The following is a 24,108-nucleotide window of genomic DNA, read 5'->3' as shown; positions in this document are numbered from 1 at the left end:
CACATGCTCAACCAACCCGCCGGTCCCACCCTCCTCGGTTTCGACGTCACAACCGTCGGAACGCTGCTCTCCGTCATTGCCGCTCTGGCGGTTTTCGTCGCGATCTACTCGGCCGTCACGATCCGCGACCCCATGCAGAAGCGGGTCAAGGCACTCAACGATCGCCGTGAGCAGCTCAAGGCCGGCATCATCAACGCGCCTCGCAAGCGCCAGAGCGTCGTGCGTCGCAACGATGCAACCGACAAGATGGGTGCATTCCTCGGCCGTGCGCGGATGCTGCAGGACAGCCAGATCACGGAGATCCAGCAGAAGCTGGCGCAGGCCGGCATCCGCAACAAGGAATGGGCCGTCGCAGTAGTCCTCGCGCGGCTCGTGACGCCGATCGTGCTCGGCGGCATCGCAGGGCTGGTCATCTACGGCATCGACTATTTCCCGGACTGGTCCGCGCTCAAGAAATTCATGGCCTTCGCCGTCGCCGTGCTGGTCGGCTACAAAGGACCCGACATCTATATCCAGAACCTGGTTACCAAGCGCACGGACGCCATCCGCAAGGGGCTACCCGATGCGCTGGATCTTCTGGTCATCTGCGCGGAAGCAGGTCTGACAGTCGACGCGGCGTTCGATCGGGTCGCGCGCGAACTGGGACGGGCCTATCCCGAACTGGGGGACGAGTTCTCGCTGACCGCGATCGAACTCTCGTTCCTCACCGAGCGCCGACACGCCTTTGAAAATCTCGCCTATCGCGTGAACCTCGATGCCGTGCGCGGCGTCGTCACCACGATGATCCAGACCGAACGCTACGGTACGCCCCTCGCCTCCTCGCTGCGCGTCCTTTCGGCCGAGTTCCGCAACGAGCGCATGATGCGCGCCGAGGAGAAGGCCGCGCGCCTTCCCGCGATCATGACCGTGCCGCTGATCCTCTTCATCCTGCCGACGCTGTTCGTCGTCATCCTTGGACCGGCCGCCTGTTCCATCGCCGACGCCTTTTCGGGCGGAGATCCGCAGCCGCCGAACGGCTGACGGGCAGTCCCGCTCAGGCCGGAAGGCATCCCGCCGGTTCGAGGAAGGGCATGACGACCGCTTTCGCCCGCTCCACATAAAGCGCCTTTTCGCCTACTGGCGCGACGTAGTGCATCGCCTCGAGCGCGTCAGGCAGCGAAGCGCCTCGTGCGATCATCCAGGTCGCCAGGTACTGCGAGGCAAGGCAGCCCCCCGCCGTCGCCAGGTTGCCGTGGGCGACGAACGGCGCATCGATGACGTTCACGCCCGCCTCGATCACCCAGGGCTTAGTGGTGAGGTCGGTACAGGCCGGAAGATCGCCGATCAGCCCCAGCCGGGCAAGCAGGAGCGTTCCCGAGCATTGGGCCCCGATCAACTGGCGCGAAGCATCCAGACGGATGCGCGTCAGCAGATCGCCGTCCCCTGCGATCTCGCGCGTTCTGATGCCGCTCCCGATCAGCACCGCATCAGCCTCTGCCGCGAATTCAAGCGGACGTTGTCGCTGAACGGTCACGCCGTTCATCGAAGTCACCTGTTCGGTGGGAGACGTGATGAAGGCCGCCCATCCCCTCGTCTTCATGCGATTGAGGATCGCCGCCGCGACGAACGAATCCAGCTCATTGAAGCCGTCAAACGTCAGAACCGCGATGTGCATGAATGCCTCCAAGGCCAAGTGGTATGCGGCCATAGCGCAAGTGCGCGGCTTTGGCAGCAGTCATGCACGCGATTTGCGCTACGGCCTGACGCCGCGCGACTCAGGCCTCGCTCTCGACCAGTTCCACAACTTCGAAGGCGTAGTTCTTCCATCCGCGCATCCGCGCCGCTTCTGCAAGCGCGGTGCGCTTCTTCTTCGCTTCGGCGAGCGAGCGCGTGTGCCCCCAGAAAACCTCGGTCCTGCCGTTTTCCAGGTCTGCCACCACGCGCCAGTAATGCGTAAAGGGATCGGCTGTGGGGCCGATCGTCTTCACGTAGCCGTCCGCCATGGTGGCGGTAAGGTAACGCTTCCTTCGCCGGGCCATCAGCGTGCGAGGATGCCCGCCATGATGATGTCGATCGTATGCTCGCGATAGCGGTCGCGAAGTTCTTCGGTCAGCGTGTCCTGATTGAAGCAGTGTTTGAGCACGAGCCTGGCCGAGAAGAAGCGATCCACCGCTCCGGTCACGGTGAAGTAGAACAGCTGGGGGTCCACCTCACGGAAGACACCCGCGCGCACGCCATCGCCGATCAGCTGTTCGTACGCGCGGTAAATCGGCGAAAGGTAGCAGTCGGCGATGCGCCGCGCGCCGGCATCGTCACTTTCCCTGACCATGCGCATGGTGAGGCGGTTGAGGTACGGCACCTCGTAGAAGGTGTCGACCACCTTCCACAAGTGCCGCCGCAACTTGGCCTCCGGCTCCCACCCGTCCTTCGCGACGAGGGCGTCCACGCTCGCCACGATGGCCTGCCAGTCGCGGTCGAGCAGTGCCTTCAGCAGACCGGCCTTGTTGCCGAAGTAGTATTTCACCAGCGCCGAATTGAGCCCTGAGCGCAGGCTGAGCTCCGAGAGGGAGATGTCGATGACGTCTCCATCCCGCATGATCGCGCTTGCGGTGCTGAGGAGGAGTTCGCGCGCGCCTGCATGAGTACCGTCCACGGCAGCGGGCGCAGAGGCGGCGGTGTTCTTCATGCGGGCTTACTTCGGTCCCATGCGGATGGCGCCGTCGAGGCGGATCGATTCCCCGTTGAGGTAATCGTGCTCGATCATGAACAAGGCAAGCTTGGCGTATTCCTCCGCCTTGCCCAGACGCTTGGGGAACGGCACCATCGCGGCCAGCGCATCCTGCACCGTCTGCGGCATTCCGGCCATCATCGGCGTCTCGAAGATGCCCGGCAGGATGGTGTTCACGCGGATCCCGTCGCCCATCAGATCGCGTGCCACCGGCAGCGTCATCGCCATGACACCGCCCTTCGACGCGCCGTAGGCGGCCTGCCCTATCTGGCCATCCTGCGCGGCCACGCTGGCGGTGTTGACGATCACGCCACGCGAACCGGCAGCGTCCACCGGGTCCAGCGCCGCCATACCGGCCGCCGCCTTGGAAAGACAGCGGAAGCTGCCGACCAGATTGATCGCGATCGCTTTCTCGAACAAGGCCATGTCGTGCGCGCGGGTCTCACCCGTTTCCCGGTTCCGGCCCACCGTTTTGGCGGCCGGCGCGATGCCCGCGCAATTCACCAGCACCCGCTCCTGTCCGTGCGCTGCGCGCGCCTTCTCGAAGCCAGCCACGACGCTCTCCTCGTTCGTGACATCCACGGCGCAGAACACACCCCCGATTTCACCCGCCAGCGCCTCTCCGGCCTCGGCATTGAGATCGAAGATGGCCACCTTCACACCCTTGGCCGAAAGCGCCCGAACCGTAGCCGCCCCGAGACCCGAAGCCCCGCCGGTCACGACTGCTGCCACGGTATTGTCCAGTATCACGTGTTCTACCTCCCCCAGAAGAAGTTCCGGCAATCGGAACCGTCGCCGCCCTGCCGACCGGACGTTAACTGCACGGTTAAATGAGCGCTCCGGGGGCGTCAATCCGCCGAGGCGGTGATTACACCCGGAAGCTGTTGCCCGCCCGGCGTGACGCGACATACCCGTCGAAACGAACCGCCCTCGCACGATGGTCTGCGCCCCGCGCCACGCTTTTCCCGGTCCGTCAGCCCTCGGCTCGCGAGCGGCGAACGGTTTCAGGCAACGCGCTCAACATACAGAATGCTGCGTCCAGTATAACTGATCGGAATGATCAGGACGCCGCATGTTGCCTGATGTTGTTGCACCGTTGCCACGGCATCGTCAAAAATTGCGCAGCGTGGCCATTTTTAGTTGCGGATCGGGGCAGCATGGGCACGATGCCATTCTTCTCGATGCATTTTCAGTCGAGAGCGGCGGGTCTTTCCGGGTCTGCCATCAATCAAGGGGACACAAAAATGAAGTCTGGAAGAAGCGGGCTGCTTCTGAGCTCCGCATTCATTCCTGCCGCCGCATTGCGCGGCGCTGCCGGCCTTTCGGCCCTGGCACTGATGTGCGGCACGGCTTACGCTCAGGACGCCGCTCCTGAGACCGCCCCGGCAGACGCGGGCGAAGCGATTGTCGTTACCGGCTCGCGCATCGCCGTGCCGAACCTGCAGTCTGCCAATCCGGTCGCTATCCTGACGGGTGAGCAGGTATTCAGCAGCGGCAACCTCTCGGTGGGCGACCAGCTGAACGAACTGCCGCAATTGCGCAGCAACTACAGCCAGGCGAACTCGACCCGCTTCCTCGGCACGCGCGGCCTGAACCTGCTCGACCTTCGTGGTCTTGGCACCTCGCGTACCCTGGTTCTCGTCAACGGCCGCCGCCATGTCGGCAGCGACGTTCTCGTCAACGCCGTTTCGGTCGACGTGAACACCATCCCGGCCGACCTGATCGAGCGCGTGGACATCGTGACCGGCGGCGCTTCGGCGGTATACGGTTCGGACGCCATCTCCGGCGTCGTGAACTTCATCCTCAAGGATGACTTCGACGGCGTCAGCGTTCGTGGCCAGAACGGCATTTCGAACTACGGCGACGCTGGCAAGCAGTTCGTTTCGGTCGTCGCCGGCAAGAACTTTTCGGAAGGTCGCGGCAACATCACCCTGGCCGCCGAGTACTCGCACTCGGACGACTTCTACGCTTCGGGTCGTCCCGGTCTGCGCAACAACCGCGGCTGGGTCACCACGGACACCGACCCCGGCGGCACCCCGAACGGTTCGGACGGCGTGTTCGACCGCACCTTCTACAATGACATCCGCTCCGCGACGATCTCGCTCGGCGGCATGGTCGCTGCCTACGGCAACCCCAACAGCGCACTGTGCGGCCGCGGCAGCAACGGTTCTGCCTTCACCTGCAACTATCAGTTCCAGCCGGACGGCAGCCTTGTCCCGCAGACGGGGGAGCGCATCGGCCTTGGCCCCAACGGCAGCTTCCTTGGCGGCAACGGCGCCAGCAACCGCGAAGGCCGCCTGACGGCGCTCTCGCCTGACCTGAAGCGCTACACCGTCAATCTGACCGGCCACTACGAGATCACCCCGGCTCTCGTGCCGTTCTTCGAAGCGAAGTACAGCCGCACCGACGCACGTGGTTCGCAGAGCGGTCCGTTCTTCTCGCAGGGAACCACCTTGGGAGGCGACACCCGTGAGCGTGTCCGTCTCGACAACCCGTACCTCAACGCCAACGCACGTCAACTGCTGACCGACACGTTCCTGGCTTCGACCGTGAACGTAAACACCGGTGCGGCATTCCGTGACGTGACGGATGCGAACGGGGTCGTAACCACGGCCGCGCAGCAGCTTGCAGCACAGCAGGCCGCGATTGCCAACGGCACGTTCGGCTTCAATCTGCGACGCAACTGGCTCGACTTCGGAGTTCGCGACGAAGAGATCAAGCGCGAGACCTTCCGCATCGTGGGTGGCCTGCGCGGCGACTTCAACGACGACTGGAAGTATGAGTTCACCGTCAACTACGGTGAGCACAAGGAACGCAACCTGATCCGCGGCAACGTCAATGTTCAGCGTTACCTGCTGGCACTTGACTCGACGACAGACGCCAATGGCAACATCGTCTGCCGTTCGCAGATCGATCCTACGGCTGCCCGTCCGGTCAGCGGTATCGGCGATCCGCTGAATCTGCTCGCCGGCGATATCTCGTCGTGCGTTCCGCTCAATCCGTTCGGCCAGGGCTCGGTTTCCCAGGCGGCTCGTGACTACATCCTCACGAGCAGCCTCGCGACCGGTCGCATGCGTCAGTTCGACATCATGGGCTATGTCTCGGGCGACACGAGCGAGTTCTTCAACCTGCCGGGTGGTCCGGTGGCTTTCTCGGTCGGTGGTGAATACCGCCGTGAGACCGTCCGCTACGACCTCGATGACGTGACGCAGGCCGGATACGCGTTCTACAACGCCATCCCGACCTTCTCGGCACCGGCGTTCGAAGTGAAGGAAGCCTACGGCGAAATCCTGCTTCCGATCCTGAAGGACAGGCCGTTCTTCGAAACCCTCAGCCTGCGCGGCAACGTTCGCGTTTCGGACTACAAGGGTTCGGCAGGTACGGTCTGGGCCTACGGCGGCGAGGCGATCTGGACCCCGGTTCAGGACCTCACCTTCCGTGGCACCTACTCGCGCTCGGTTCGCGCACCGAACCTCGTCGAGCTGTACTCGGCAGCGGGCCAGAACTTCGCTCCGAGCTTCACGGATCCTTGCTCTGAGCGCAACATTGCGGCTGGTTCGGCCAACCGCGAAGCGAACTGCCGCGCAGCCGGCGTGCCGGTGGGCTACGACTACAACTACTCGTCGTCGCTTGAGATCATCAGCGGTGGCAACCCGGATCTTCGCTCGGAGACGTCCGACTCGTTCACAGTGGGCGCTCTCATCCAGCCGCGCTGGGTGCCAGGTCTCTCGGTTTCGGTCGACTTCTGGGACATCACCGTCAATGACGTGATCGCCTCGGTTGACGCTCAGGACATCGCGAACCTCTGCTACGACTCGGCCAGCCTCGACAACTCGTTCTGCCCGTTGTTCCAGCGCGCAGGCGCGACCGGTGGTCCGCGCGGTGAGCAGCCGTACCAGATCCTGGAAGGCTCGCTGCTGCAGAGCTCGCTTAACTACGCGAAGCTGAAGTGGCGCGGTATCGACACGCAGATCAACTATGATCACGCGTTCGACTTCGGCCGCCTCTCGCTGTCGGCCTACTGGACTCACTACCTGAAGATGGACCAGTTCACCGATCCCAGCGATCCGACTTTCAAGGATCGTCTGATGAACGAGCTGAGCTACCCGTCGGATTCGGTGACCCTGAACGCCACCTTCCAGACTGGTCCCGTCAAGCTCGGCTATCAGCTGCGCTGGCTCGACAAGATGTACCTCAACACCTACGAGGACTACAATCCGCTGAATGGCGTACCGCCGCAGAACGCGGACTACGCACCGATCAAGAAGTACCCGGATGTGTTCTATCACGACATCCGCGCTGCTTTCGAAATCAGCAAGGACTACTCGTTCTACATGGGCGTGGACAACGTCTTCAACAAAATGCCTCCGTATGGTCTGACCGGTATCGGCGAAGGTTCGGGCGTGTACCCGAACATGGGCCGCTACTTCTACGCGGGCGTCACGGCCAACTTCTGATCGTTTCGATCACAGTGGCTTTCGAGGGGCGGCGGGTTATCCCGCCGCCCCTTTTCTTTGCAGCTTCCAGAGGTCAGAACGAACGTCATGACTCAAGCTCGTGATCGCGCCCAAGCCGCGCTGGACAACGGTCGGCACCAGGATGCTGTCGCCATTGCAGAGGAGGCCGCCGCGCGTGGCGATGGCGAATGTCTCAGCCTGCTTGCGCGGTGGCGGCTGATCGGCAGGCCATTGCCGCGCGACCTTCCCGAAGCGCGCCGCCTGCTGCGCCAGGCGACTCTCTCCGGCAACGCTGATGCGGCACTGACGGAGGCCGCCCTGACGGCGAACGGAACGGGCGCCCGGCCCGACTGGCAAGGCGCGGTGAAGATCCTGAAGGAGGCGGCCGACCTTCACGGAGGCGTGGCCGCCCAGGATCTTGCCCTCCTCTCGCGCATGGACCTCGACGAAGCCGGCTACCCGCGGCAGATGCCGGAACCGGAGCGCATGGGTGAAGGATATCAGGTAAAGCGGTGGCGCCAGTTCCTCACGCCCGAAGAGTGCGCCCATCTGGCGATGTCGGTGCACGACCTTCTTGCGCCTTCTACGGTGGCCGATCCCCGCACAGGGCGCTTGAGACCCCATCCGGTCCGCACATCATCGGCGGCTGTGGTGGGGCCAACACGGGAGACACTTCCCCTGCAGGCCCTTATGCGCCGGATTGCTCAGGCGACGGAAACAGGGGTTGAACAGGGCGAACCGCTCAACGTGCTCCACTACGCACCGGGACAACAGTATCTGCCGCATATGGACACTCTGCCCCACGTCTCCAACCAGCGGATCGTCACCGCGCTGGCTTACCTGAACACCGGATACATCGGTGGCGAGACCTGCTTTCCCGAACAGAACCTTTCTATCGCGGGAGGCGGCGGAGACCTGGTGGCTTTCGCCAACACGTTGCCTGACGGCTCACCCGACACGCGCAGCCGCCATGCCAGCGCACCTGTTCGCCAAGGTGCCAAATGGGCAGCCACGCGCTGGATCAGGGCAAAGCCGTTCGACGTTTGGACTCAATCCTCCGCCTAGAATACGACGACGGGGCCGCGACCAGCGCGGCCCCGTGACTGCATTGCTGCTGCCGAGCGCGTTACTCACTCCACCGTCATCACCAGGGCGCCGTCGCCGTCTTCGATCCGGACGTGCGAGCCATCGGGGATTTCGCCGGCGAGGAGCTTTTCCGCCAGCGGGTCCTGAAGGTAGCGCTGCACCGCGCGCTTCAGCGGGCGGGCGCCGTAGACGGGGTCGTATCCAACGCGCCCGAGCCAGCGCTTTGCTGACTCCGACAGGTCGAGGACGATTTTGCGGTCCTTCAGCAGTTTCTGGACACGGTCGACCTGGATGTCGACGATCGGCGCCATGTGCTCCTGGCCGAGCCGGTGGAACAGGACGATCTCGTCCAGGCGGTTGAGGAACTCAGGCCGGAAATGCCCGCGCACGACCTCCATCACCTGCGGCTCGACCGTGGCCACGTCCACGCCCTCGTCCAGGCCTGCCAGGTACTGGCTGCCCAGGTTGCTGGTCAGGATGATCAGCGTGTTGGTGAAATCCACCACCCGCCCCTGCCCGTCCGTCAGCCGTCCGTCATCAAGCACCTGCAGCAGCACGTTGAAGACGTCGGAGTGCGCCTTCTCCACCTCGTCGAAGAGGACGACCTGATAGGGCCGCCGGCGCACCGCTTCGGTCAGCACGCCCCCTTCCTCGTAGCCGACGTAGCCCGGCGGCGCGCCGATCAGGCGGGCGACCGCGTGCTTTTCCATGAACTCCGACATGTCGATGCGCACGATCGCGGTGTCGTCGTCGAACAGAAAGCCCGCCAGCGCCTTGGTCAGCTCGGTCTTGCCCACACCCGTCGGGCCCAGGAACAGGAACGAGCCGAGCGGACGGTTCGGATCCTGCAGGCCGGCACGCGCGCGCCGCACCGCCTTGGAGACGGCCGCCACCGCGTCCTTCTGCCCGATCACGCGCGCGCCGAGCACTTCCTCCATCTTGAGGAGCTTTTCGCGCTCGCCTTCCAGCATCTTGTCCACAGGCACGCCGGTCCAGCGGCTGACGACGCCGGCGATGTCGTCCTCGGTCACTTCCTCGCGCAGCAGAGCGTTGCCGGCAGAGGCCTGCGCCTCGGCCAGCTTGGCCTCCAGCTGCGGGATCGTGCTGTAGGACAGTTCGCCAGCGCGGGCATAGTCACCACCGCGCTGGGCCTGTTCCAGTTCGTTGCGTGCAGCGTCCAGCTGTTCCTTCAGCTTGCCCTCGGCGGCGATCTTGTCGCGCTCGTTCTGCCAGCGGGTGGTCAGCTCGCTCGACTGCTGTTCAAGATTCGCCAGTTCCTCCCGCAGGGTGGCCAGGCGGTCCTTCGATGCTTCGTCGGTCTCTTTGCTGAGCGCCATTTCCTCGATCTTGAGCTGGATGATGCGGCGATCCAGCTTTTCGATCTCTTCGGGCTTGGACTCCACTTCCATGCGGATACGGCTGGCGGCCTCGTCCATGAGGTCGATCGCCTTGTCGGGCAGGAAGCGGTTGGTGATGTAGCGGTTGGACAGCGTCGCCGCCGCCACGATCGCGCCATCGGTGATGCGCACGCCGTGATGCAGCTCGTACTTCTCCTTGAGCCCGCGCAGGATCGAGATCGTGTCCTCGACCGTCGGCTCGCCCACGAAAACCGGCTGGAAGCGGCGCTGCAGGGCGGCGTCCTTCTCGACGTACTTCTGGTATTCGTCGAGCGTGGTCGCGCCGATGCAGTGCAGCTCACCGCGCGCGAGGGCGGGCTTGAGCAGGTTGCCTGCGTCCATGGAGCCCTCGGAGGCGCCGGCCCCGATCAGCGTGTGCATCTCGTCGATGAACAGGATGATCTGGCCTTCGGCACCCTTTACCTCGTCAAGCACGGCCTTCAGGCGTTCCTCGAACTCCCCGCGGTACTTGGCGCCAGCGATCAGGGCACCCATGTCGAGCGCCATCAGCTGGCGGTCCTTGAGGCTGTCAGGCACGTCGCCGTTGGCGATGCGCAGCGCGAGGCCCTCGGCAATGGCGGTCTTGCCGACGCCCGGATCGCCGATCAGCACGGGGTTGTTCTTGGTGCGCCGCGCGAGGATCTGCACGGTGCGGCGAATTTCCTCGTCCCGGCCGATCACCGGGTCAAGCTTGCCGTCGCGCGCGGCCTGCGTGAGGTCGCGGGCGTACTTCTTCATGGCGTCGTAGGCGTTCTCCGCACCGGCGCTGTCGGCGGTACGGCCGCCGCGCAGTTCGGTGATCGCCGCTTCCAGCGCCTGGGGCGTGACGTTCGCCGCCTTGAGCGCCTGGCCGGCTGCCGTGGTGCTCGCAAGAGCAAGACCCAGAAGCAGCCGCTCCACGGTGACGAAGCTGTCGCCGGACTTGGTCGCTGCCTGCTCCGCCGCATCGAGAACGCGCACGGCGTCATTGTCGAGGCCGGGGGCACCTGCAGCACCGCCGCCGGAGACGGCCGGAATTTTCGCGAGCGCCCTGTCGAGTTCCTGCGTAGCATAGGTGGCATTGCCCCCGGCGCGCTTGATGAGCCCTGCCGCCATGCCTTCGGAATCGTCGAGCAGGGCCTTGAGGATGTGCTCGGGTGCGATGCGCTGGTGGTTCAGGCGAATGGCAACGGTCTGCGCGGCCTGAAGGAAACCTTTTGCACGGTCTGTGAACTTTTCGAGATTCATAGGATAACTCGCCTCCTGAACTCGTAATATAGTGTTGCAGATTTGCAACACAAGTGACCACAGCGCAGTTTTCGCAGTGTCGCCCGATCGGATCGTATCCCGCTCAAGAGAAGCTGCCGGAACCGGCCTGTGGCAGAAGATGGGAGCACCACGAAGAAATGCCAGAGGCTTCGCGGGGGCGGTAATGATCGGCGGCCGGTTATCAGGGCGTGGCGCAGGTGGATTGGGTGGCCTAGCCTTGGGGCAACAGAACCAAGGGACGAGGCGCATGGCGAAATTCACACCTCAACAGGCTGCGGACGTGCTGGCTATCAAGCAGGCCATTTACGAATGGGGCGATGAGCTCGACATCAACAACGGCCTGCATATGGGCGCGGCGAACTGCCTGGCGGAAGATGTCCGCTACAACGTAGGTGGCCAATGGCGCGAAGGGTTGAAGGACGTCGAAGCTTTCTACCAGGGACGCGCCGAAACCATGAAGGCCGGAGCGGGCCTGATGACGATGCGCCACATCATCACCTCCCTGCGGGTCAGCTTCGATGACGCCGACCACGCCCGGGTGGGCTACCTTCTCGTCTTCTTCGCGGCGCTCGGCGACGGCCCGTTCGACAGCTACTGCGATCCGCTCGCCGTGGCCGACGTGAAGATGGAGTGCCGCCGCGATGAGGACGGCGAATGGCGCATCACGCTGTTCGATTCCGGCCAGATCTTCAAGCGCGGCTGACGGGGAAGTGCCCCGGTTCGTTACCGGGGCCACCACGAGACTTCCTGCTGGTCACGAAAGAACAAGCTGCTAACCTCGGCTCATGCGATCCGTCACACAGTCGAGCGTCACCGCTCTTGCCGCCGCCCTTCTTCTTTCCGCCTGCACCACTTCTCCGCACGGCCGACCGGCGGCCTCGGCAGAAGCGCCCCCCGCCCCCGGCCTTGCGCCCGCCGCCTCGCCGCAGGAGCTGGTCGCGAAAGTCGACATCCCGTATGAAAAGTTCGTTCTCGCCAACGGCCTGACGACCATCGTCCACACGGACCGCAAGGCCCCGATCGTAGGCGTGACGCTGTACTACAAGGTCGGCTCCAAGAACGAACCGCGCGGCAAGACCGGGTTCGCCCACCTCTACGAACACCTTTTCTTCGGCGGTTCGGCCAACGTCCCCAATTTCGACATCCCGCTGGAAGGTGCCGGTTCGACCTCGACCAACGGATCGACCTGGTACGACCGCACGAACTACGTCGAAACCGTCCCGACGGGTGCGCTCGATCTCGCACTGTTCATGGAAAGCGACCGCATGGGCGCGCTGCTGCCGGCCGTCACCCAGGACAAGCTCGACAAGCAGAGGGGCGTCGTTCAGAACGAAAAACGGCAGGGCGACAACCAGCCCTATGGCCTTGCGGAGTACCTGACCGCCGAAGGCCTCTTTCCGGTGGGCCACCCTTACCGCCACTCGACGATCGGCTCGATGGCCGATCTCGACGCCGCCACGCTGGCGGACGTGCAGAAATGGTTCACTGACCATTACGGTCCAAACAACGTAGTGCTGGTCCTTTCCGGGGACATCGACGCGACAACTGCGCGACCAATGGTGGAAAAGTGGTTCGGCGCCATCCCGCGGGGGCCGGAGGTGGCGCCCGTCGCAGCCGGACCGGTAACGCTCTCCGCCCCTGTCTCGCGCGAGATGACCGATCAGGTTCCGGTGCTGCGCATCAGCCGCGACTGGAGCGGCCCGGGCCTCAACGACGCGGACGCCGTCGCCCTGCGCATCGGCATGCACATCCTGGGCGGGCTTTCCAGTTCCCGGCTCGACAATGCACTGGTGCGCGGCAACCAGATGGCGGTTTCGGTGCGCGCGTCCGCCATGGTGTTCGAGCAATCGAGCTTCCTGAACGCGACCATGGACGTGAAGCCCGGCGTCGACCGGGTGGCGGCAGAAGCCGAGCTGGACCGGGTGATGGCGGAATACATCGCCAAGGGACCGACCGAGGACGAAGTGCGGCGCGCCGTCACCAGCGTCCTCTCCGGCGAGATCGGCGGCCTTGAACAGGTCGGCGGGTTCTCCGGCAAGGGCGCAACCCTTGCGGAAGGCGAAGTCTATTCGGGCGACCCGGCCAAGTACAAGGCGGACCTCCAGGCCATCGCGGCACTCAGCCCCGCCACCGTGCACGCGGCGCTGCGCAAATGGCTCGGCCGCCCCGTCTACAAGCTCGCCGTCGTCCCGGGTGTCCGCACCGAAGACGGCGCGACGATGGGCGGGTGGGGGGATGAGGATACCACCCCCCGAAAGGCGGTCGCCAAATCCGCGAAGGCGGCGAAAATCGGCCCTGCTCCGAGGCGCACGGCTCCGCCCGTCGCGCCCGTAGGCGCACTGGCGTTTCCCTCGATCGAGCGGACGACCTTGTCCAACGGCATCCCCGTTGCGCTCGCCCGCAGGACCGGCGTGCCCAAGCTCGTCATGGCCATCGACTTCGACGCCGGCTTCGCGGCCGATGCCCTCGATACGCCGGGCACGCAGGGCCTCATGCTCGACATGCTCGACGAGGGCACGAAGACGCGCAACGCCACTCAGATCGCGGAGGAGCAGGAACGGCTCGGCGCGTCCATCCGGACCGATGCCAGCCTCGACAGCAGCAGCCTTGTCGTGAGCGCTCTCTCCGCCAACCTCGCGCCGTCGCTTGCGCTCGCGTCCGACATGCTCCTCCACCCGGCCTTCGCCCCCGCCGACTTCGAGCGGGCGCGCGGGCAGGCCATGGCCGAGTTGGCGCAGGCCCAGTCGACCCCCAGCGCACTTGCCGGGCGCACCCTGAATGCGGAACTCTTCGGCGATCATCCCTACGCGCAGCCAGGTGACGGCTTGGGAACGGAAACCTCGCTTGCCGCCCTCACACCGCAAGCGCTGAGCGCAGCCCATGCCAAGTGGGTGCGGCCGGACCTCGCCCGCATCACCGTGGTGGGGGACGTGACGATGGAGCAACTCAAGCCGCTGCTGGAGCAGTCCTTCGGCGCATGGAAGGCGCCCGCCGCACCCCGGCCGAACAAGCCTCTGGACGCTGCCGTGCCTGCGCCAAGCGCGCGCGTCGTCCTCATCGACCGACCAAATTCGCCGCAGTCGGTGATTCTCGCCGGCCGTGTCCTGCCGCTGACGGGGCGCACACCGGGTGAGGAGCCGCTGATGCTGGCCAACGACGTGGTGGGCAACGGCTTCCTCTCGCGCTTGAACGCCGACATTCGCGAGGACAAAGGCTGGAGTTACGGCGTGCGCTCCGGCGTGACTCAGAACAGCGGGCCACGGGTGATAGAAGTCATGGCGCCCGTACAGGCGGACCGGACAGGCGATTCCGTGCGGGCCGTCATCCAGAACATGAGCGCCTTTCCCGCCCGCAGCCCAATCACGACCGAGGAATTCCAGCGCGTGACCGAGGGTGCCATCCGCGCCCTGCCCACTCAGTTCGAAACCAACGCCGCTGTCCTCTCGGCCATCATCCGGAATGACCGCCTCGGCCGGCCTGAAGATTATTACGTCCGCCTCGCGCAGACCTATCGCGGGATCGATGCCGAGCGGATCGGCGGCGCCGCCCGGCAGTACCTTCAGCCGAACGATCTCACCTGGATCATTGTAGGTGATCGCAAGATCGTGGAACCTCAGCTAAAGGGCCTCGGTTTGCCCGTAGAAGTTCGCCCCGCCCCCACGGGCGGCGACGACGCCACGGACGGCGAATAAGGAGATCAGAATGTCTGTTGCAGGTACTTACGATTGCGTCACCAACACCCCGCTCGGGCGCAAGAAGGGTGTTCTCACCGTCACGCCGAGTGGTGACGGCCAGTTCACCGGCAACATCACCGGCGATCTCGGCACGATGGACATCAAGGACGGCCGCGTGGACGGCCAGGCGCTCAAGTGGTCCATGCGCATGACCTCGCCCATGCCGATGAACCTCGACTGCAAGGCCACGGTTACCGGGGACGCGCTGACGGGAACGATCAAGGCGGGCATGTTCGGGTCAATGGAACTGATCGGCACCCGGCAGACGGCCTGAATACCGGACGGAAAAAGCCCGGCACCGCGCGCAGCAAGGCGCAGTGCCGGGCCCTCTCACCCCCCCAGGTGAGCCCTTGACGCGGCGCCTGCAGCGCCAGCCGTCGTTGCACGAGAGGCAGCGCTTTCGCCCGGCCTCTTTTCAAGACGCCCCTGTTCCCCGCAACTAAGGGATAACACGGGTCGGAATGATGGCAAGACGATTATCGTTAATCACACTTTAAGCCTGCCTCAACATGGGGCTGCCAAAGAAAAACCCCGCGGAGGCTTTCGCTTCCACGGGGTTTTTTCTTGTCAGGAGGCGAGCCGTCAGCCCAGTTTCGCCTTGAGGATCTCGTTGACGACCTGCGGGTTCGCCTTGCCCTGCATCGCCTTCATCGTCTGGCCGACGAAGAAGCCGAACAGCGCAACCTTGCCGTCCTTGTACTGCGAGACCTTGTCCGCGTTGGCGGCAAGGATCTCGTCCACCTTCGCCTCGATGGCGCCGGTGTCGCTTTCCTGCTTGAGCCCTTCGCGCTCCACGATGGCGCCGGCGCTGTCGCCGGTTTCCAGCATGATCTCCAGCACCTGCTTGGCGATCGAGCCGGAAATGGTGCCCTTGCCCACCAGCGCCAGCAGCTCAGCCGCCTGTTCGTGGCTGACCGGAGAATCGTCCAGGCTGCGGCCGAGCTTGTTAAGGGCGCCGAAGAACTCGGAAATCAGCCAGTTGGCCGCCTGCTTGGCCACCTCCGCCGGCGCCTTCCCCTGTGCCGAGGCCGCTTCGGAGAGGAGCGCCTCGAACCAGCGCGCGGTGTCGACATCGGCGGTCAGCACCGCCGCGTTGTAGGCCGAGAGGCCAAGATCGCCGACATAGCGCGCGCGCTTCGCGTCCGGAAGTTCCGGCAAGGAGGCGCGGCACTCCTCCAGGAACGCATCGTCCAGCACCAGCGGCAGCAGGTCCGGGTCCGGGAAGTAGCGGTAGTCGTGCGCGTCCTCCTTGGAGCGCATCGAGCGAGTGGTGCCTGTATTCGGGTCGAACAGGCGCGTTTCCTGCACGATCTTGCCACCGCCTTCGAGCACGTCGACCTGACGGTTCGCCTCATGCTCGATCGTCTGCATGACGAAACGCACCGAGTTGACGTTCTTCGTCTCGGTGCGGGTGCCGAATTCCTCGCCGGGCTTGCGCACCGATACGTTGACGTCGCAGCGCATCGAACCCTGGTCCATGTTGCCGTCGCACGAGCCGACATAGCGCAGGATCGTGCGCAGCTTCGACACGTAGGCACCGGCCTCGGCGGGCGAGCGCATGTCGGGGCGACTGACGATCTCCATCAGTGCCACGCCCGAACGGTTGAGGTCGACGTAGGACATGGTGGGATGCTGGTCATGCATCAGCTTGCCCGCGTCCTGCTCGACGTGGATGCGCTCGATGCCGATGACCTTGTCCTCGGGAATGCCGGCCTTCTCGTCCGCCTCGATCGTGATCGAACCTTCACCAACGAGCGGGTGGTAGAGCTGGCTGATCTGGTAGCCCTGCGGAAGGTCGGCGTAGAAGTAGTTCTTGCGGTCGAATCGTGACCACTTGTTGATCTGCGCGTCGATCGCCATGCCGGTGCGCACCGCCTGGCGGATGCACTCCCGGTTAGGGACCGGCAGCATGCCCGGCATTGCCGCGTCGATCAGCGAAACCTGCGTGTTCGGCTCGGCGCCGAATGCCGTTGCCGAGCTGGAGAACAGCTTGGAATTGGACGTGACCTGCGCATGGATTTCGAGGCCGATGACGACCTCCCAGTCCCCGGTGGCGCCCTGGATGCGATACGTGCTCATATTACCACCACTTCCCCGGCTTGGCCGTGAATCCTGCGCGGCTCTCAATCGCGAGGCCGGCGTTCAGAACGCCCTGCTCGTCCAGCGGGCGGCCGATGATCTGCAGCCCGAGCGGCAGGCCCTGCGCGTCCAGCCCTGCAGGCACCGACATCGCAGGCAGGCCCGCGAGCGAGGCCGGGACCGTGAACACGTCGTTGAGGTACATCGCAAGCGGATCGTCGACGTTCTCGCCCAGAGCGAAGGCGGCGCTCGGCGCAGTGGGAGTCAGGAGGACATCGACCTGCTCGAAGGCCCTGGCGAAGTCCTGCGAGATCAGCGTGCGCACCTTCTGGGCCTGCGTGTAGTAGGCGTCGTAGAAGCCGGCGGACAGCACATAGGTGCCGATCAGGATGCGGCGCTTCACTTCGGGGCCGAAGCCGGCGGCACGGGTGGCGGCGTACATGTCCTGCAGACCCGCGCCATCCGGCAGATCGCGCAGGCCGTAGCGCACGCCATCATACCGCGCGAGATTGGACGACGCTTCGGCGGGCGCGATGATGTAGTACGTCGGCAGCGCGTACTTGGTGTGCGGCAGCGACACCTCGACGACTTCGGCGCCGGCGTCCTTCAGCCATGCGATGCCCTGTTCCCAGACGGCCTCGATCTCGGCCGGCATGCCATCGGCGCGGTATTCGCGCGGGATGCCGACCTTCTTGCCCTTCATGTCCGCCGAAAGCGACGCGGTCCAGGCCGGCACGGGAAGATCGAGGCTGGTCGAATCCTTGGGGTCGAAACCCGCCATGGCTTCGAGCATGATCGCGCAGTCGGTAACGTCGCGGCCCATGGAGCCGGGCTGGTCGAGCGAGCTGGCAAAGGCGACCACGCCCCAGCGCGAGCAGCGCCCATAGGTCGGCTTGATGCCGGTCGTGCCGGTGAAGGCCGCCGGCTGACGGATCGATCCGCCCGTATCGGTGCCGGTGGCCGCAGGCGCAAGGCGCGCCGCGATCGCGGCCGATGAGCCGCCCGAGGAACCTCCGGGCGTCAGCTGGGCCTTGCCGTCGGGACGGCGCCAGGGCGAGATGACGTTGCCGAAATGGCTGGTCTCGTTGGAGGAACCCATGGCGAACTGGTCGAGGTTGAGCTTGCCCAGCATGCCCGCGCCCGCGTCCCACAGCTTCTGCGACACGGTGGATTCGTACTGCGGCACGAAGCCTTCGAGCATGTGGCTGGCCGCGGTCGTCTGTACGCCAAAGGTCGCGAACAGGTCCTTCATGCCGATCGGCACGCCGGCCATCGCACCGAGCGCCTCACCGGCAGCGCGCTTCGCATCCACCGCCCTTGCGGCTTCGACAGCCTTTTCGGGCGTCACGACGATAAAGGCGTTCAGCGCGTCCTGCGCCGCCGCGACATTGGCGTTGAACGCTTCGGCCACCTCGACCGCAGAGAACTGGCCGGCGGCCACGCCGTCGCGAAGGGCGGCTACGCCCAGGTCGGTAATGTCACTCATTATTCGATCACCTTGGGCACGCCGAAGAAGCCGTGTTCGGCGGCGGGGGCATTGGCAAGAACGGCGTCGCGCTTGTCTCCGCCGGTCAGCGGATCGGCATCGATCACGTCGTCGCGCAGGCGCAGGGTGTTGGGGATGACGGCGGTCATCGGCTCCACGCCGCTGACGTCCACTTCGCCCAGTTGCTCCACCCAGGCGAGAATGCCGTTGAGTTCGGGCACCATGGCCTCGAGCTCCGGCTCGCTCACCTTGATGCGCGCGAGGCTGGCGATCTTCGCCACGGTTGCGGTATCGACCGACATGGCTTTCCTTCACGGTTGAGCCCGCCAATGGTAGGCGCGGCGGGCGGAAATTCGAAGCCGCCCCAGCTAGCAGCGAGGCGGCCCGGCTTCAAGCACGGCGCAATGCGGCAACGCCCGTCCCCGAACCGCCGGGAGGGCGATCCGGGACGGGAGGGCGGCCGCCGCCGAGCTACTTCGCTTGTTGCGGCTCTGCCGGAGGGTTCGCGGCTTGCGCGCGCATCTGCGCCATCATCGCCTGAAGCTCCGCAGCGGTCTTGAAGTCAATCAGGTCGACTTCGAAGATCAGCGTCGAGTTGGCCGGGATCGGACCCGATGCCTCTGCGCCGTAGCCAAGCTCGGGGGGGATGGTCAGGCGGTAGCGGCCGCCGCGCTCCATCTGGACGATACCCTGCGCAAAGCCCGGCACCACTTCATCCAGTGCCATGGGCACACGGTCTGCCTGATCGAAGACGGTGCCGTCCGTCAACATGCCCTTGTAGTTGATGAGCACGAACGAGTGCTCCGGCGGCCTTCCGCCCACCCCGGCGGACAGGGTCTCCACCTTCACCTGCGCAGCTGCGGGGGCAGCGGCAGGCGCGGCCTGCGCGAAAGCTGCCGTGGGCAGCGTCAGCGCCAGCAGCGCCGCAAGTCGAAGCATGGTCACGCCGGTCAGGGCTGCGCCGGTGCCGGAGCGCCCGGGACTGCTCCCGGAGCGCCACCCTGCTGCATCTGCTGAAGCTGCTGCAGGATCTGCTGCTGCTGGCGGATTTCAGCAAGGCTCTTGTAGTCGATCAGTTCGACTTCGAACTTGAGATCGGCGTTGGCGGGAATCGGCGAACCTTCCGGCGGCGTGGCGCCATACGCGAGTTCGGACGGAATAATGACTTCGTACTTGCCGCCGCGCTGCATCTTCTGGAGCGCCTTGGAGAAGCCCAGCACGAACTGGGCGACCGGATTGGGGTAATTCTTGTTCTGATCGAACACCGTACCGTCGCTCAGCATGCCCTTGTAGTTGATGAGCACCACGTCATCCATCGTCGGCGATTCGCCCGTTCCGGCGGTCAGCGTCTTGACGGTGGGGGTCGGCGGCAGCGCCGCATAAGCGACACCGGCGGAAGCCAGGGCGATCGCCGCGATTCCGATCCAGAGCTTGGAGACAGCGCCCTTGGCAATCGGCTGAAGCGGGACGCGGGTGATCTCTGTCATCGTCTGTGGCCTCGTACTCGGAAAATGGAACGCCCGAACGGCAGATGCACAAAGGGCGCGGAATGGTGATTCCGCGCCCTCATGGCTCAACCCGGCGCGGCATTCAAGCCGCTCACCGAGATTTAGAGGCGCCCTGCGCAGATGCGCAGGAAAGCGCGCTTACTTGGAGCCGTCACGCTCGGCGCGCTTGCGCTCAAGCTTGCGAGCGCGGCGAACGGCGGCAGCCTTTTCGCGAGCGCGCTTTTCCGAGGGCTTCTCGAAGTGACGGCGCAGCTTCATTTCACGATACACGCCCTCACGCTGCAGCTTCTTCTTGAGAGCCCGAAGAGCCTGATCGACGTTGTTATCGCGGACGAGAATCTGCATAAACCGAAACACCTCACAAAAATAGACGGGCCGCCACGCATCCGGTCTGGCGTGGCGAGCCGCGAATCCTGAGCCAAAAAAGGGCCGCCGCCGGACTCGGGGGCAGCTGATTGACGGGCCCGTTAGCAAAAGGAGGCAGGCAAGACAAGGCCCAAGCCCTCTTTCGCGCCGTTCCGTGTGCGCAGCCGTTGGAAATTGGCGCATTCGCGGCTAAGGCGAGCGCCATGCCCCAACCTTCCTTTTTCACGGCCTCGCTTTACGTGGCCCTCGGCGGCGCGTTCGGCTCCTGGCTGCGCTTTCTCGTCGGGCGCGGCTGGACCGCGGTGCTTGGTCCCATGCGCGCAGGCGCTTTTCCTTATGCCACACTCAGCGTCAATGTCGCGGGCAGCCTGCTGATGGGCCTCCTTGCAGGCTGGCTCGCGCGGTTCGGCAACAATGCCGAAGGAACGCGCCTTCTCCTCGGCATCGGCGTGCTGGGCGGTTTCACGACTTTCTCTTCCATGAGCCTCGACTTTGCGGTTTTGATCGAGCGTGGCGAGATCGCCACCGCCGCTCTCTATACGGGCCTTTCTCTTATCGCCGGATTCGGCGGCCTCTTCCTTGGCCTACTCATGATGCGGAGCCCGGCATGAACGATATCGTCCGTCAATTCACGGTCGGCCACGACGACGATGGCGTGCGCCTCGACCGCTGGTTCAAGCGCCACCTGCCGCAAGTCGGCTTTGCCATGGTGTCCCGCTGGGCGCGCACCGGCCAGGTCCGCGTCGACGGCAAGCGCGCCGATGTCGATACACGCCTCGAAGCGGGCCAGGTATTGCGCGTACCACCCGGCGGCGAGGCGAAGGCGGGCGGAACCGCCCCGCGTCCGCGCCGCGAACTCACCCCGGCCGAGATCGAGCTGGCCGATTCGATGGTCCTGACGCAGGACCGCGCCGCCATCGTCCTCAACAAGCCGCCGGGCCTCGCCACGCAGGGCGGTTCGGGCATGAAGGAGCACGTCGACGGCCTGCTCGACGCCTTCGCCGACAAGGGCCCGCGCCCGCGCCTTGTCCATCGCCTCGACAAGGACACCTCGGGCGTCCTGCTGATCGCCCGCACGCCGGGCAGCGCGGCGTTCTTCTCCAAGCGCTTCTCCGGCCGCTCCGCCAAGAAGATTTACTGGGCACTCGTCGTCGGCGTACCGAGCATCGAGGACGGGATGATCGAACTGCCGCTCGCCAAGCAGCCGGGAACCGGCGGCGAAAAGATGCACGTCGATGAGAAGGAAGGTCAGAGCGCCCGCACCCGCTATCGCGTGATCGATCGCGCCGGAAACCGTGCCGCGTGGGTCGAACTGCACCCGCTGACCGGCCGCACCCATCAATTGCGCGTCCACATGGCCGCCATCGGGCATCCGATCGTGGGTGACGGCAAGTACGGTGGGCAGGAGGCGTTTCTTACCGGCTCTATCAGCCGCAAAATGCACCTCCACGCACGCCGCCTGCTGATCGAGCATCCGGACGGCGCGCCGCTCGACGTCACCGCTCCGCTGCCCGAGCACTTCGCCAACTCGCTCGAATCGCTCGGCTTCGTGGAGTCTGAGGGCGACGTCGAGATCGAGGCGCCGGTCGAGTTCACCAAGGAAGACCAGAAGCGCGCCGCAAGGCAGCACGCCAAGGAATACCGCAAGGAACGCCGTGGCGAGCGCCGCAAGCGCAGCGATGGTCCGCCTTCGGGCCAGACCCGGCCGAACAAGCCATCCGGCAAACCCAGCGGCAAGCCAGGCGCGCGGGCGGGGACGAAGCCGGGCGCCAAGCCCTTCGGCAAACCGGCGCGTCCGGGCAGCGGCAGGCCCTCCGGCCCGCGCGGCGGCGCCCGCCCCGGCCCGAAGCCCGGCGGCGCCCCGCGAGGGCGTAGCCGGTGAAGCTGGCCGTCTTCGACTGCGACGGTACTCTGGTCGATGGTCAGGCGCCGATCTGCGAGGCGATGGAGGTGACGTTCGAGGCTTTCGCGCTCACCCCGCCCTCACGCGGAGCGATCCGCCGCGCGGTCGGCCTGTCGCTGCCGCAGGCGATACGCCAGCTCCTGCCCGCCTCGGACGCGGAGCAGCAGCAGGCGATGGCCGAGGTGTACAAGCAGTCGTTCCGCACCGCACGCGAACAGGGCCGCGTGGCGCAGCCTCTGTTCCCCGGCGTCGGGGACACTCTGCGCGCGCTTCAAGCGCAGGGCTGGACGCTTGGCGTGGCCACCGGAATGTCGGACCGCGGCTTGAGCTTCTGCCTTGCGGCCAACGGCATCACCGACCTGTTCGTGACGCTCCAGACGGCGGATCGCCACCCGTCCAAGCCGAACCCGGCCATGCTGCAGCACGCCCTCTTCGAAGCGGGCGCCGACGCGACGCAGGCCGTGATGATCGGTGACACCGCCTACGACATGCAGATGGCCGCAAGCGCCCATGTCCGGGGCATCGGGGTGGACTGGGGTTACCACCACCCGCGCGAGCTTATCGCCGCAGGAGCGGAGGTCGTGGTCGAAAGCCCGGCGCAACTGCTGGAGCACCTGCTGCGATGAGCGAACGGGATCCCGCAGCCGCACGGTTCGCGATCATCAACCTCGTGCGCCTTGCCGGCGTTGGCTTCGTCGTGCTCGGCATTCTTGTGGCGAATGGCCGCATTCTTCCCGACGCACCCGACTGGGTGGCTTATCTGCTCGTCGCCAACGGGCTGGTGGACGCCTTCGTCATTCCCGCTGTTCTCGTCAGAAAGTGGCGCACTCCGAAATGAAGCGTTTCTACAAGCAGGCCGCCGCCGAACGCTGTGACGGCGGGTGGCGCGCAACCCTCGACGGGCGGCCGATCCGCACCGCCGGCGGGAGACCGCAGGTCGTGCCCAGCCAGGCCCTCGCCGAAGCTCTCGCCGCCGAATGGCAGGCGCAGCGCGAGGAGATCGACCCGGCTTCCTTCCCTTACCGCGACTTGGTGGACTTCACGATCGATGCCGTCGCACCTGCGCCGGATGCGGTGATCACAGAACTGCTGCCTTACGCAGAGACGGATACGCTTTGCTATCGCGGCGATCCGGATGAGGCGCTGTACAAGCGGCAGCTGGAGGTGTGGGAGCCGCTTCTTGCGGCGGCGGAAACGCGGCTGGGCGTCAGCTTCTCGCGCATCTCGGGCATCATGCACAAACCGCAGCCGCCCGAAACCCTTGCCCGCCTTCGTACCGAGCTTGAACAGTGCAGCGCGTTCGAACTGGCGGCGCTCAAGATGCTGGCCAGCCTTGCCGCCTCGCTGGTGATCGCGCTCGAGGCGATCCGGCCAAGCGCCGATGCGGATACCTTGTGGGAGGCGGCCGAGCTCGAGGCCGACTGGCAGGTCGAACTCTGGGGCGAGGACTGGGAAGCGGCCGAGCGCCGCACGGCCCGCTTCGACGCGTTCAAGCTGGCCATGCGGCTGGCGCAGCTCTCGCGCGGATAGCAGGAGGCGGGTCCGAAGAACGGACCCGCCCTCACGCCTGCATCAGAACTTCGCGCCCAGCGCCACGACGGCGTTGTGCCGGCTGAAGTCGGCCTCGTAGTTCGAGTAGCGGTACTCGACCTTGGCGAAGAGGTTGCCGCTGAGGTCGTACTGCGCACCCGCGCCAAGACGGAACCCGTCGGCGTTCTCGCCCACATCGGCGCTGTTGACGCCGTCCGTGTAGGTCAGGCGCAGGCGGGCATTGGTGTAACCGCCGAGCACGTAGAGCTGGCTGCGGTCGCCCATCTGCGTACCGAGGCGAACGACGGCAGCGAGGTCACGGCCAGTGCGCAAGCAGAGACGCTCCGCTCCCGCGGCGGCGCAGCTTTTGGTGCTGCTGTCGGCGACGGTGCCCTGAATGCCCACGAACATCCCGCCTGAAAGCGGCATATCGTAGCCGGCGCTCACGCCGTAGTATACGCCTTCCTCGGAATCGCCAGCCGCCGAAAGGGAATCGAGGCCGGTTTCCGCCTGCACGAAGGCCTGTGCCTGTGCGAGGGCCGGAACGGCGAAAAGCCCGGCGACGAGACCGAGTGCTGCAAATGTCCTCATGAAATGCTCCTCCAAA

At 65.4% G+C, this 24,108-nt stretch carries 23 protein-coding genes; 11 read left to right on the top strand and 12 right to left on the bottom strand.

Annotated features, from left to right (window positions below; translation table 11 throughout):
• Positions 1–3 precede the first annotated feature (3 nt).
• Positions 4–1,020: a type II secretion system F family protein gene (locus QOL62_RS01530; protein ID WP_283404917.1), complete on the top strand. Its 1,017-nt coding sequence runs from the start codon at positions 4–6 to the stop codon at positions 1,018–1,020.
• Positions 1,021–1,033: 13 nt separating this feature from the next.
• Here the strand turns inward: QOL62_RS01530 and QOL62_RS01525 are convergent, their stop codons facing one another.
• From QOL62_RS01525 to QOL62_RS01510, 4 genes are all read right to left on the bottom strand, one after another.
• The gene (locus QOL62_RS01525) at positions 1,034–1,654 is read right to left on the bottom strand and encodes a DJ-1/PfpI family protein (RefSeq protein ID WP_283404916.1); all 621 of its coding nucleotides are present in this window, start codon (positions 1,652–1,654) and stop codon (positions 1,034–1,036) included.
• Positions 1,655–1,754: 100 nt separating this feature from the next.
• The gene (locus QOL62_RS01520) at positions 1,755–2,018 is read right to left on the bottom strand and encodes a hypothetical protein (protein ID WP_283404915.1); all 264 of its coding nucleotides are present in this window, start codon (positions 2,016–2,018) and stop codon (positions 1,755–1,757) included.
• A complete protein-coding gene (locus QOL62_RS01515; RefSeq protein WP_103728442.1) occupies positions 2,018–2,665 on the bottom strand; it encodes a TetR family transcriptional regulator in 648 nt (215 codons plus the stop codon). The genes QOL62_RS01520 and QOL62_RS01515 overlap by 1 nt, the downstream gene beginning before the upstream one ends.
• Positions 2,666–2,671: 6 nt before the next feature.
• Positions 2,672–3,457 carry an SDR family oxidoreductase gene (locus QOL62_RS01510; RefSeq protein ID WP_103728627.1) on the bottom strand — a complete coding sequence of 262 codons (786 nt, stop codon included), beginning with the start codon at positions 3,455–3,457 and terminating at the stop codon, positions 2,672–2,674.
• Positions 3,458–3,951: 494 nt separating this feature from the next.
• On the opposite strand from QOL62_RS01510, the gene QOL62_RS01505 reads away from it, so the two are divergent.
• Together QOL62_RS01505 and QOL62_RS01500 are read left to right on the top strand one after the other, a co-directional pair.
• Entirely contained in the window at positions 3,952–7,164 is a 3,213-nt protein-coding gene (locus QOL62_RS01505) for a TonB-dependent receptor domain-containing protein (protein ID WP_283404914.1), read from the top strand.
• An 87-nt stretch (positions 7,165–7,251) separates the two neighbouring features.
• Positions 7,252–8,229 (top strand): 2OG-Fe(II) oxygenase, encoded by a 978-nt coding sequence (locus tag QOL62_RS01500; protein ID WP_283404913.1) that lies wholly within the window; start codon positions 7,252–7,254, stop codon positions 8,227–8,229.
• A gap of 65 nt (positions 8,230–8,294) precedes the next feature.
• Here the strand turns inward: QOL62_RS01500 and clpB are convergent, their stop codons facing one another.
• Positions 8,295–10,874 carry an ATP-dependent chaperone ClpB gene (gene clpB, locus QOL62_RS01495; protein ID WP_283404912.1) on the bottom strand — a complete coding sequence of 860 codons (2,580 nt, stop codon included), beginning with the start codon at positions 10,872–10,874 and terminating at the stop codon, positions 8,295–8,297.
• Positions 10,875–11,142: 268 nt separating this feature from the next.
• On the opposite strand from clpB, the gene QOL62_RS01490 reads away from it, so the two are divergent.
• The 3 genes from QOL62_RS01490 (at position 11,143) to QOL62_RS01480 (ending at position 14,903) form a co-directional block, all read left to right on the top strand.
• Positions 11,143–11,598, top strand: coding sequence for a nuclear transport factor 2 family protein (locus QOL62_RS01490; RefSeq protein WP_283404911.1), 456 nt, complete (start codon positions 11,143–11,145; stop codon positions 11,596–11,598).
• An 82-nt stretch (positions 11,599–11,680) separates the two neighbouring features.
• On the top strand, positions 11,681–14,587 hold the full coding sequence (locus QOL62_RS01485; protein WP_283404910.1) for a M16 family metallopeptidase: 2,907 nt from the start codon (positions 11,681–11,683) through the stop codon (positions 14,585–14,587).
• Positions 14,588–14,597: 10 nt separating this feature from the next.
• Positions 14,598–14,903: a hypothetical protein gene (locus QOL62_RS01480; protein WP_283404909.1), complete on the top strand. Its 306-nt coding sequence runs from the start codon at positions 14,598–14,600 to the stop codon at positions 14,901–14,903.
• A gap of 308 nt (positions 14,904–15,211) precedes the next feature.
• Here QOL62_RS01480 and gatB read toward each other — a convergent pair whose 3' ends face one another.
• The 6 genes from gatB to rpsU all read right to left on the bottom strand — a co-directional run bounded on the left by gatB (position 15,212) and on the right by rpsU (position 20,047).
• A complete protein-coding gene (gene gatB / locus QOL62_RS01475; protein WP_283404908.1) occupies positions 15,212–16,708 on the bottom strand; it encodes an Asp-tRNA(Asn)/Glu-tRNA(Gln) amidotransferase subunit GatB in 1,497 nt (498 codons plus the stop codon).
• 1 nt (position 16,709) lies between these two features.
• On the bottom strand, positions 16,710–18,194 hold the full coding sequence (gene gatA / locus QOL62_RS01470) for an Asp-tRNA(Asn)/Glu-tRNA(Gln) amidotransferase subunit GatA (RefSeq protein ID WP_283404907.1): 1,485 nt from the start codon (positions 18,192–18,194) through the stop codon (positions 16,710–16,712).
• The gene (gatC, locus tag QOL62_RS01465) at positions 18,194–18,496 is read right to left on the bottom strand and encodes an Asp-tRNA(Asn)/Glu-tRNA(Gln) amidotransferase subunit GatC (RefSeq protein WP_103728434.1); all 303 of its coding nucleotides are present in this window, start codon (positions 18,494–18,496) and stop codon (positions 18,194–18,196) included. The genes gatA and gatC overlap by 1 nt, the downstream gene beginning before the upstream one ends.
• A 169-nt stretch (positions 18,497–18,665) precedes the next feature.
• Positions 18,666–19,133 carry an FKBP-type peptidyl-prolyl cis-trans isomerase gene (locus QOL62_RS01460; RefSeq protein WP_283405112.1) on the bottom strand — a complete coding sequence of 156 codons (468 nt, stop codon included), beginning with the start codon at positions 19,131–19,133 and terminating at the stop codon, positions 18,666–18,668.
• An 11-nt stretch (positions 19,134–19,144) separates the two neighbouring features.
• Positions 19,145–19,681 carry an FKBP-type peptidyl-prolyl cis-trans isomerase gene (locus tag QOL62_RS01455; RefSeq protein ID WP_283404906.1) on the bottom strand — a complete coding sequence of 179 codons (537 nt, stop codon included), beginning with the start codon at positions 19,679–19,681 and terminating at the stop codon, positions 19,145–19,147.
• Between the two features lie 159 nt (positions 19,682–19,840).
• Complete coding sequence (gene rpsU / locus QOL62_RS01450; protein ID WP_008832565.1) at positions 19,841–20,047, bottom strand: 30S ribosomal protein S21; 207 nt, start codon at positions 20,045–20,047, stop codon at positions 19,841–19,843.
• Positions 20,048–20,271: 224 nt separating this feature from the next.
• On the opposite strand from rpsU, the gene QOL62_RS01445 reads away from it, so the two are divergent.
• The 5 genes from QOL62_RS01445 to QOL62_RS01425 are packed head-to-tail and all read left to right on the top strand — an operon-like array spanning position 20,272 to position 23,501.
• A complete protein-coding gene (locus tag QOL62_RS01445) occupies positions 20,272–20,679 on the top strand; it encodes a fluoride efflux transporter FluC (protein ID WP_283404905.1) in 408 nt (135 codons plus the stop codon).
• Entirely contained in the window at positions 20,676–21,950 is a 1,275-nt protein-coding gene (locus tag QOL62_RS01440) for an RluA family pseudouridine synthase (protein WP_283404904.1), read from the top strand. Before QOL62_RS01445 ends, QOL62_RS01440 begins: the two co-directional genes overlap by 4 nt.
• Entirely contained in the window at positions 21,947–22,597 is a 651-nt protein-coding gene (locus tag QOL62_RS01435; protein WP_283404903.1) for an HAD-IA family hydrolase, read from the top strand. The genes QOL62_RS01440 and QOL62_RS01435 overlap by 4 nt, the downstream gene beginning before the upstream one ends.
• Positions 22,594–22,809, top strand: a complete 216-nt coding sequence (locus QOL62_RS01430) for a hypothetical protein (protein WP_103728428.1) — start codon at positions 22,594–22,596, stop codon at positions 22,807–22,809. The genes QOL62_RS01435 and QOL62_RS01430 overlap by 4 nt, the downstream gene beginning before the upstream one ends.
• Positions 22,806–23,501, top strand: a complete 696-nt coding sequence (locus QOL62_RS01425; protein WP_283404902.1) for an ATP12 family chaperone protein — start codon at positions 22,806–22,808, stop codon at positions 23,499–23,501. Before QOL62_RS01430 ends, QOL62_RS01425 begins: the two co-directional genes overlap by 4 nt.
• Before the next feature lie 42 nt (positions 23,502–23,543).
• Here the strand turns inward: QOL62_RS01425 and QOL62_RS01420 are convergent, their stop codons facing one another.
• The gene (locus QOL62_RS01420) at positions 23,544–24,092 is read right to left on the bottom strand and encodes an outer membrane protein (protein ID WP_283404901.1); all 549 of its coding nucleotides are present in this window, start codon (positions 24,090–24,092) and stop codon (positions 23,544–23,546) included.
• Positions 24,093–24,108 lie beyond the last annotated feature (16 nt).

This window comes from Novosphingobium panipatense, from assembly GCF_900182875.1.
GTDB classification, from domain to species: domain Bacteria; phylum Pseudomonadota; class Alphaproteobacteria; order Sphingomonadales; family Sphingomonadaceae; genus Novosphingobium; species Novosphingobium panipatense.
Note: the sequence above shows the minus strand (reverse complement) of the source record. Positions and strands in the feature narration are given on the sequence as shown.

Bases quoted from the DNA above. Each gene is read 5' to 3' on its own strand.
- QOL62_RS01530 (WP_283404917.1), top strand. From the start codon at position 4: ATGCTCAACCAACCCGCCGGTCCCACCCTCCTCGGTTTCGACGTCACA.
- QOL62_RS01525 (WP_283404916.1), bottom strand. From the start codon at position 1,654: ATGCACATCGCGGTTCTGACGTTTGACGGCTTCAATGAGCTGGATTCG.
- QOL62_RS01520 (WP_283404915.1), bottom strand. From the start codon at position 2,018: ATGGCCCGGCGAAGGAAGCGTTACCTTACCGCCACCATGGCGGACGGC.
- QOL62_RS01515 (WP_103728442.1), bottom strand. From the start codon at position 2,665: ATGAAGAACACCGCCGCCTCTGCGCCCGCTGCCGTGGACGGTACTCAT.
- QOL62_RS01505 (WP_283404914.1), top strand. From the start codon at position 3,952: ATGAAGTCTGGAAGAAGCGGGCTGCTTCTGAGCTCCGCATTCATTCCT.
- QOL62_RS01500 (WP_283404913.1), top strand. From the start codon at position 7,252: ATGACTCAAGCTCGTGATCGCGCCCAAGCCGCGCTGGACAACGGTCGG.
- clpB (WP_283404912.1), bottom strand. From the start codon at position 10,874: ATGAATCTCGAAAAGTTCACAGACCGTGCAAAAGGTTTCCTTCAGGCC.
- QOL62_RS01490 (WP_283404911.1), top strand. From the start codon at position 11,143: ATGGCGAAATTCACACCTCAACAGGCTGCGGACGTGCTGGCTATCAAG.
- QOL62_RS01485 (WP_283404910.1), top strand. From the start codon at position 11,681: ATGCGATCCGTCACACAGTCGAGCGTCACCGCTCTTGCCGCCGCCCTT.
- QOL62_RS01480 (WP_283404909.1), top strand. From the start codon at position 14,598: ATGTCTGTTGCAGGTACTTACGATTGCGTCACCAACACCCCGCTCGGG.
- gatB (WP_283404908.1), bottom strand. From the start codon at position 16,708: ATGAGCACGTATCGCATCCAGGGCGCCACCGGGGACTGGGAGGTCGTC.
- gatA (WP_283404907.1), bottom strand. From the start codon at position 18,194: ATGAGTGACATTACCGACCTGGGCGTAGCCGCCCTTCGCGACGGCGTG.
- gatC (WP_103728434.1), bottom strand. From the start codon at position 18,496: ATGTCGGTCGATACCGCAACCGTGGCGAAGATCGCCAGCCTCGCGCGC.
- QOL62_RS01460 (WP_283405112.1), bottom strand. From the start codon at position 19,133: ATGCTTCGACTTGCGGCGCTGCTGGCGCTGACGCTGCCCACGGCAGCT.
- QOL62_RS01455 (WP_283404906.1), bottom strand. From the start codon at position 19,681: ATGACAGAGATCACCCGCGTCCCGCTTCAGCCGATTGCCAAGGGCGCT.
- rpsU (WP_008832565.1), bottom strand. From the start codon at position 20,047: ATGCAGATTCTCGTCCGCGATAACAACGTCGATCAGGCTCTTCGGGCT.
- QOL62_RS01445 (WP_283404905.1), top strand. From the start codon at position 20,272: ATGCCCCAACCTTCCTTTTTCACGGCCTCGCTTTACGTGGCCCTCGGC.
- QOL62_RS01440 (WP_283404904.1), top strand. From the start codon at position 20,676: ATGAACGATATCGTCCGTCAATTCACGGTCGGCCACGACGACGATGGC.
- QOL62_RS01430 (WP_103728428.1), top strand. From the start codon at position 22,594: ATGAGCGAACGGGATCCCGCAGCCGCACGGTTCGCGATCATCAACCTC.
- QOL62_RS01425 (WP_283404902.1), top strand. From the start codon at position 22,806: ATGAAGCGTTTCTACAAGCAGGCCGCCGCCGAACGCTGTGACGGCGGG.
- QOL62_RS01420 (WP_283404901.1), bottom strand. From the start codon at position 24,092: ATGAGGACATTTGCAGCACTCGGTCTCGTCGCCGGGCTTTTCGCCGTT.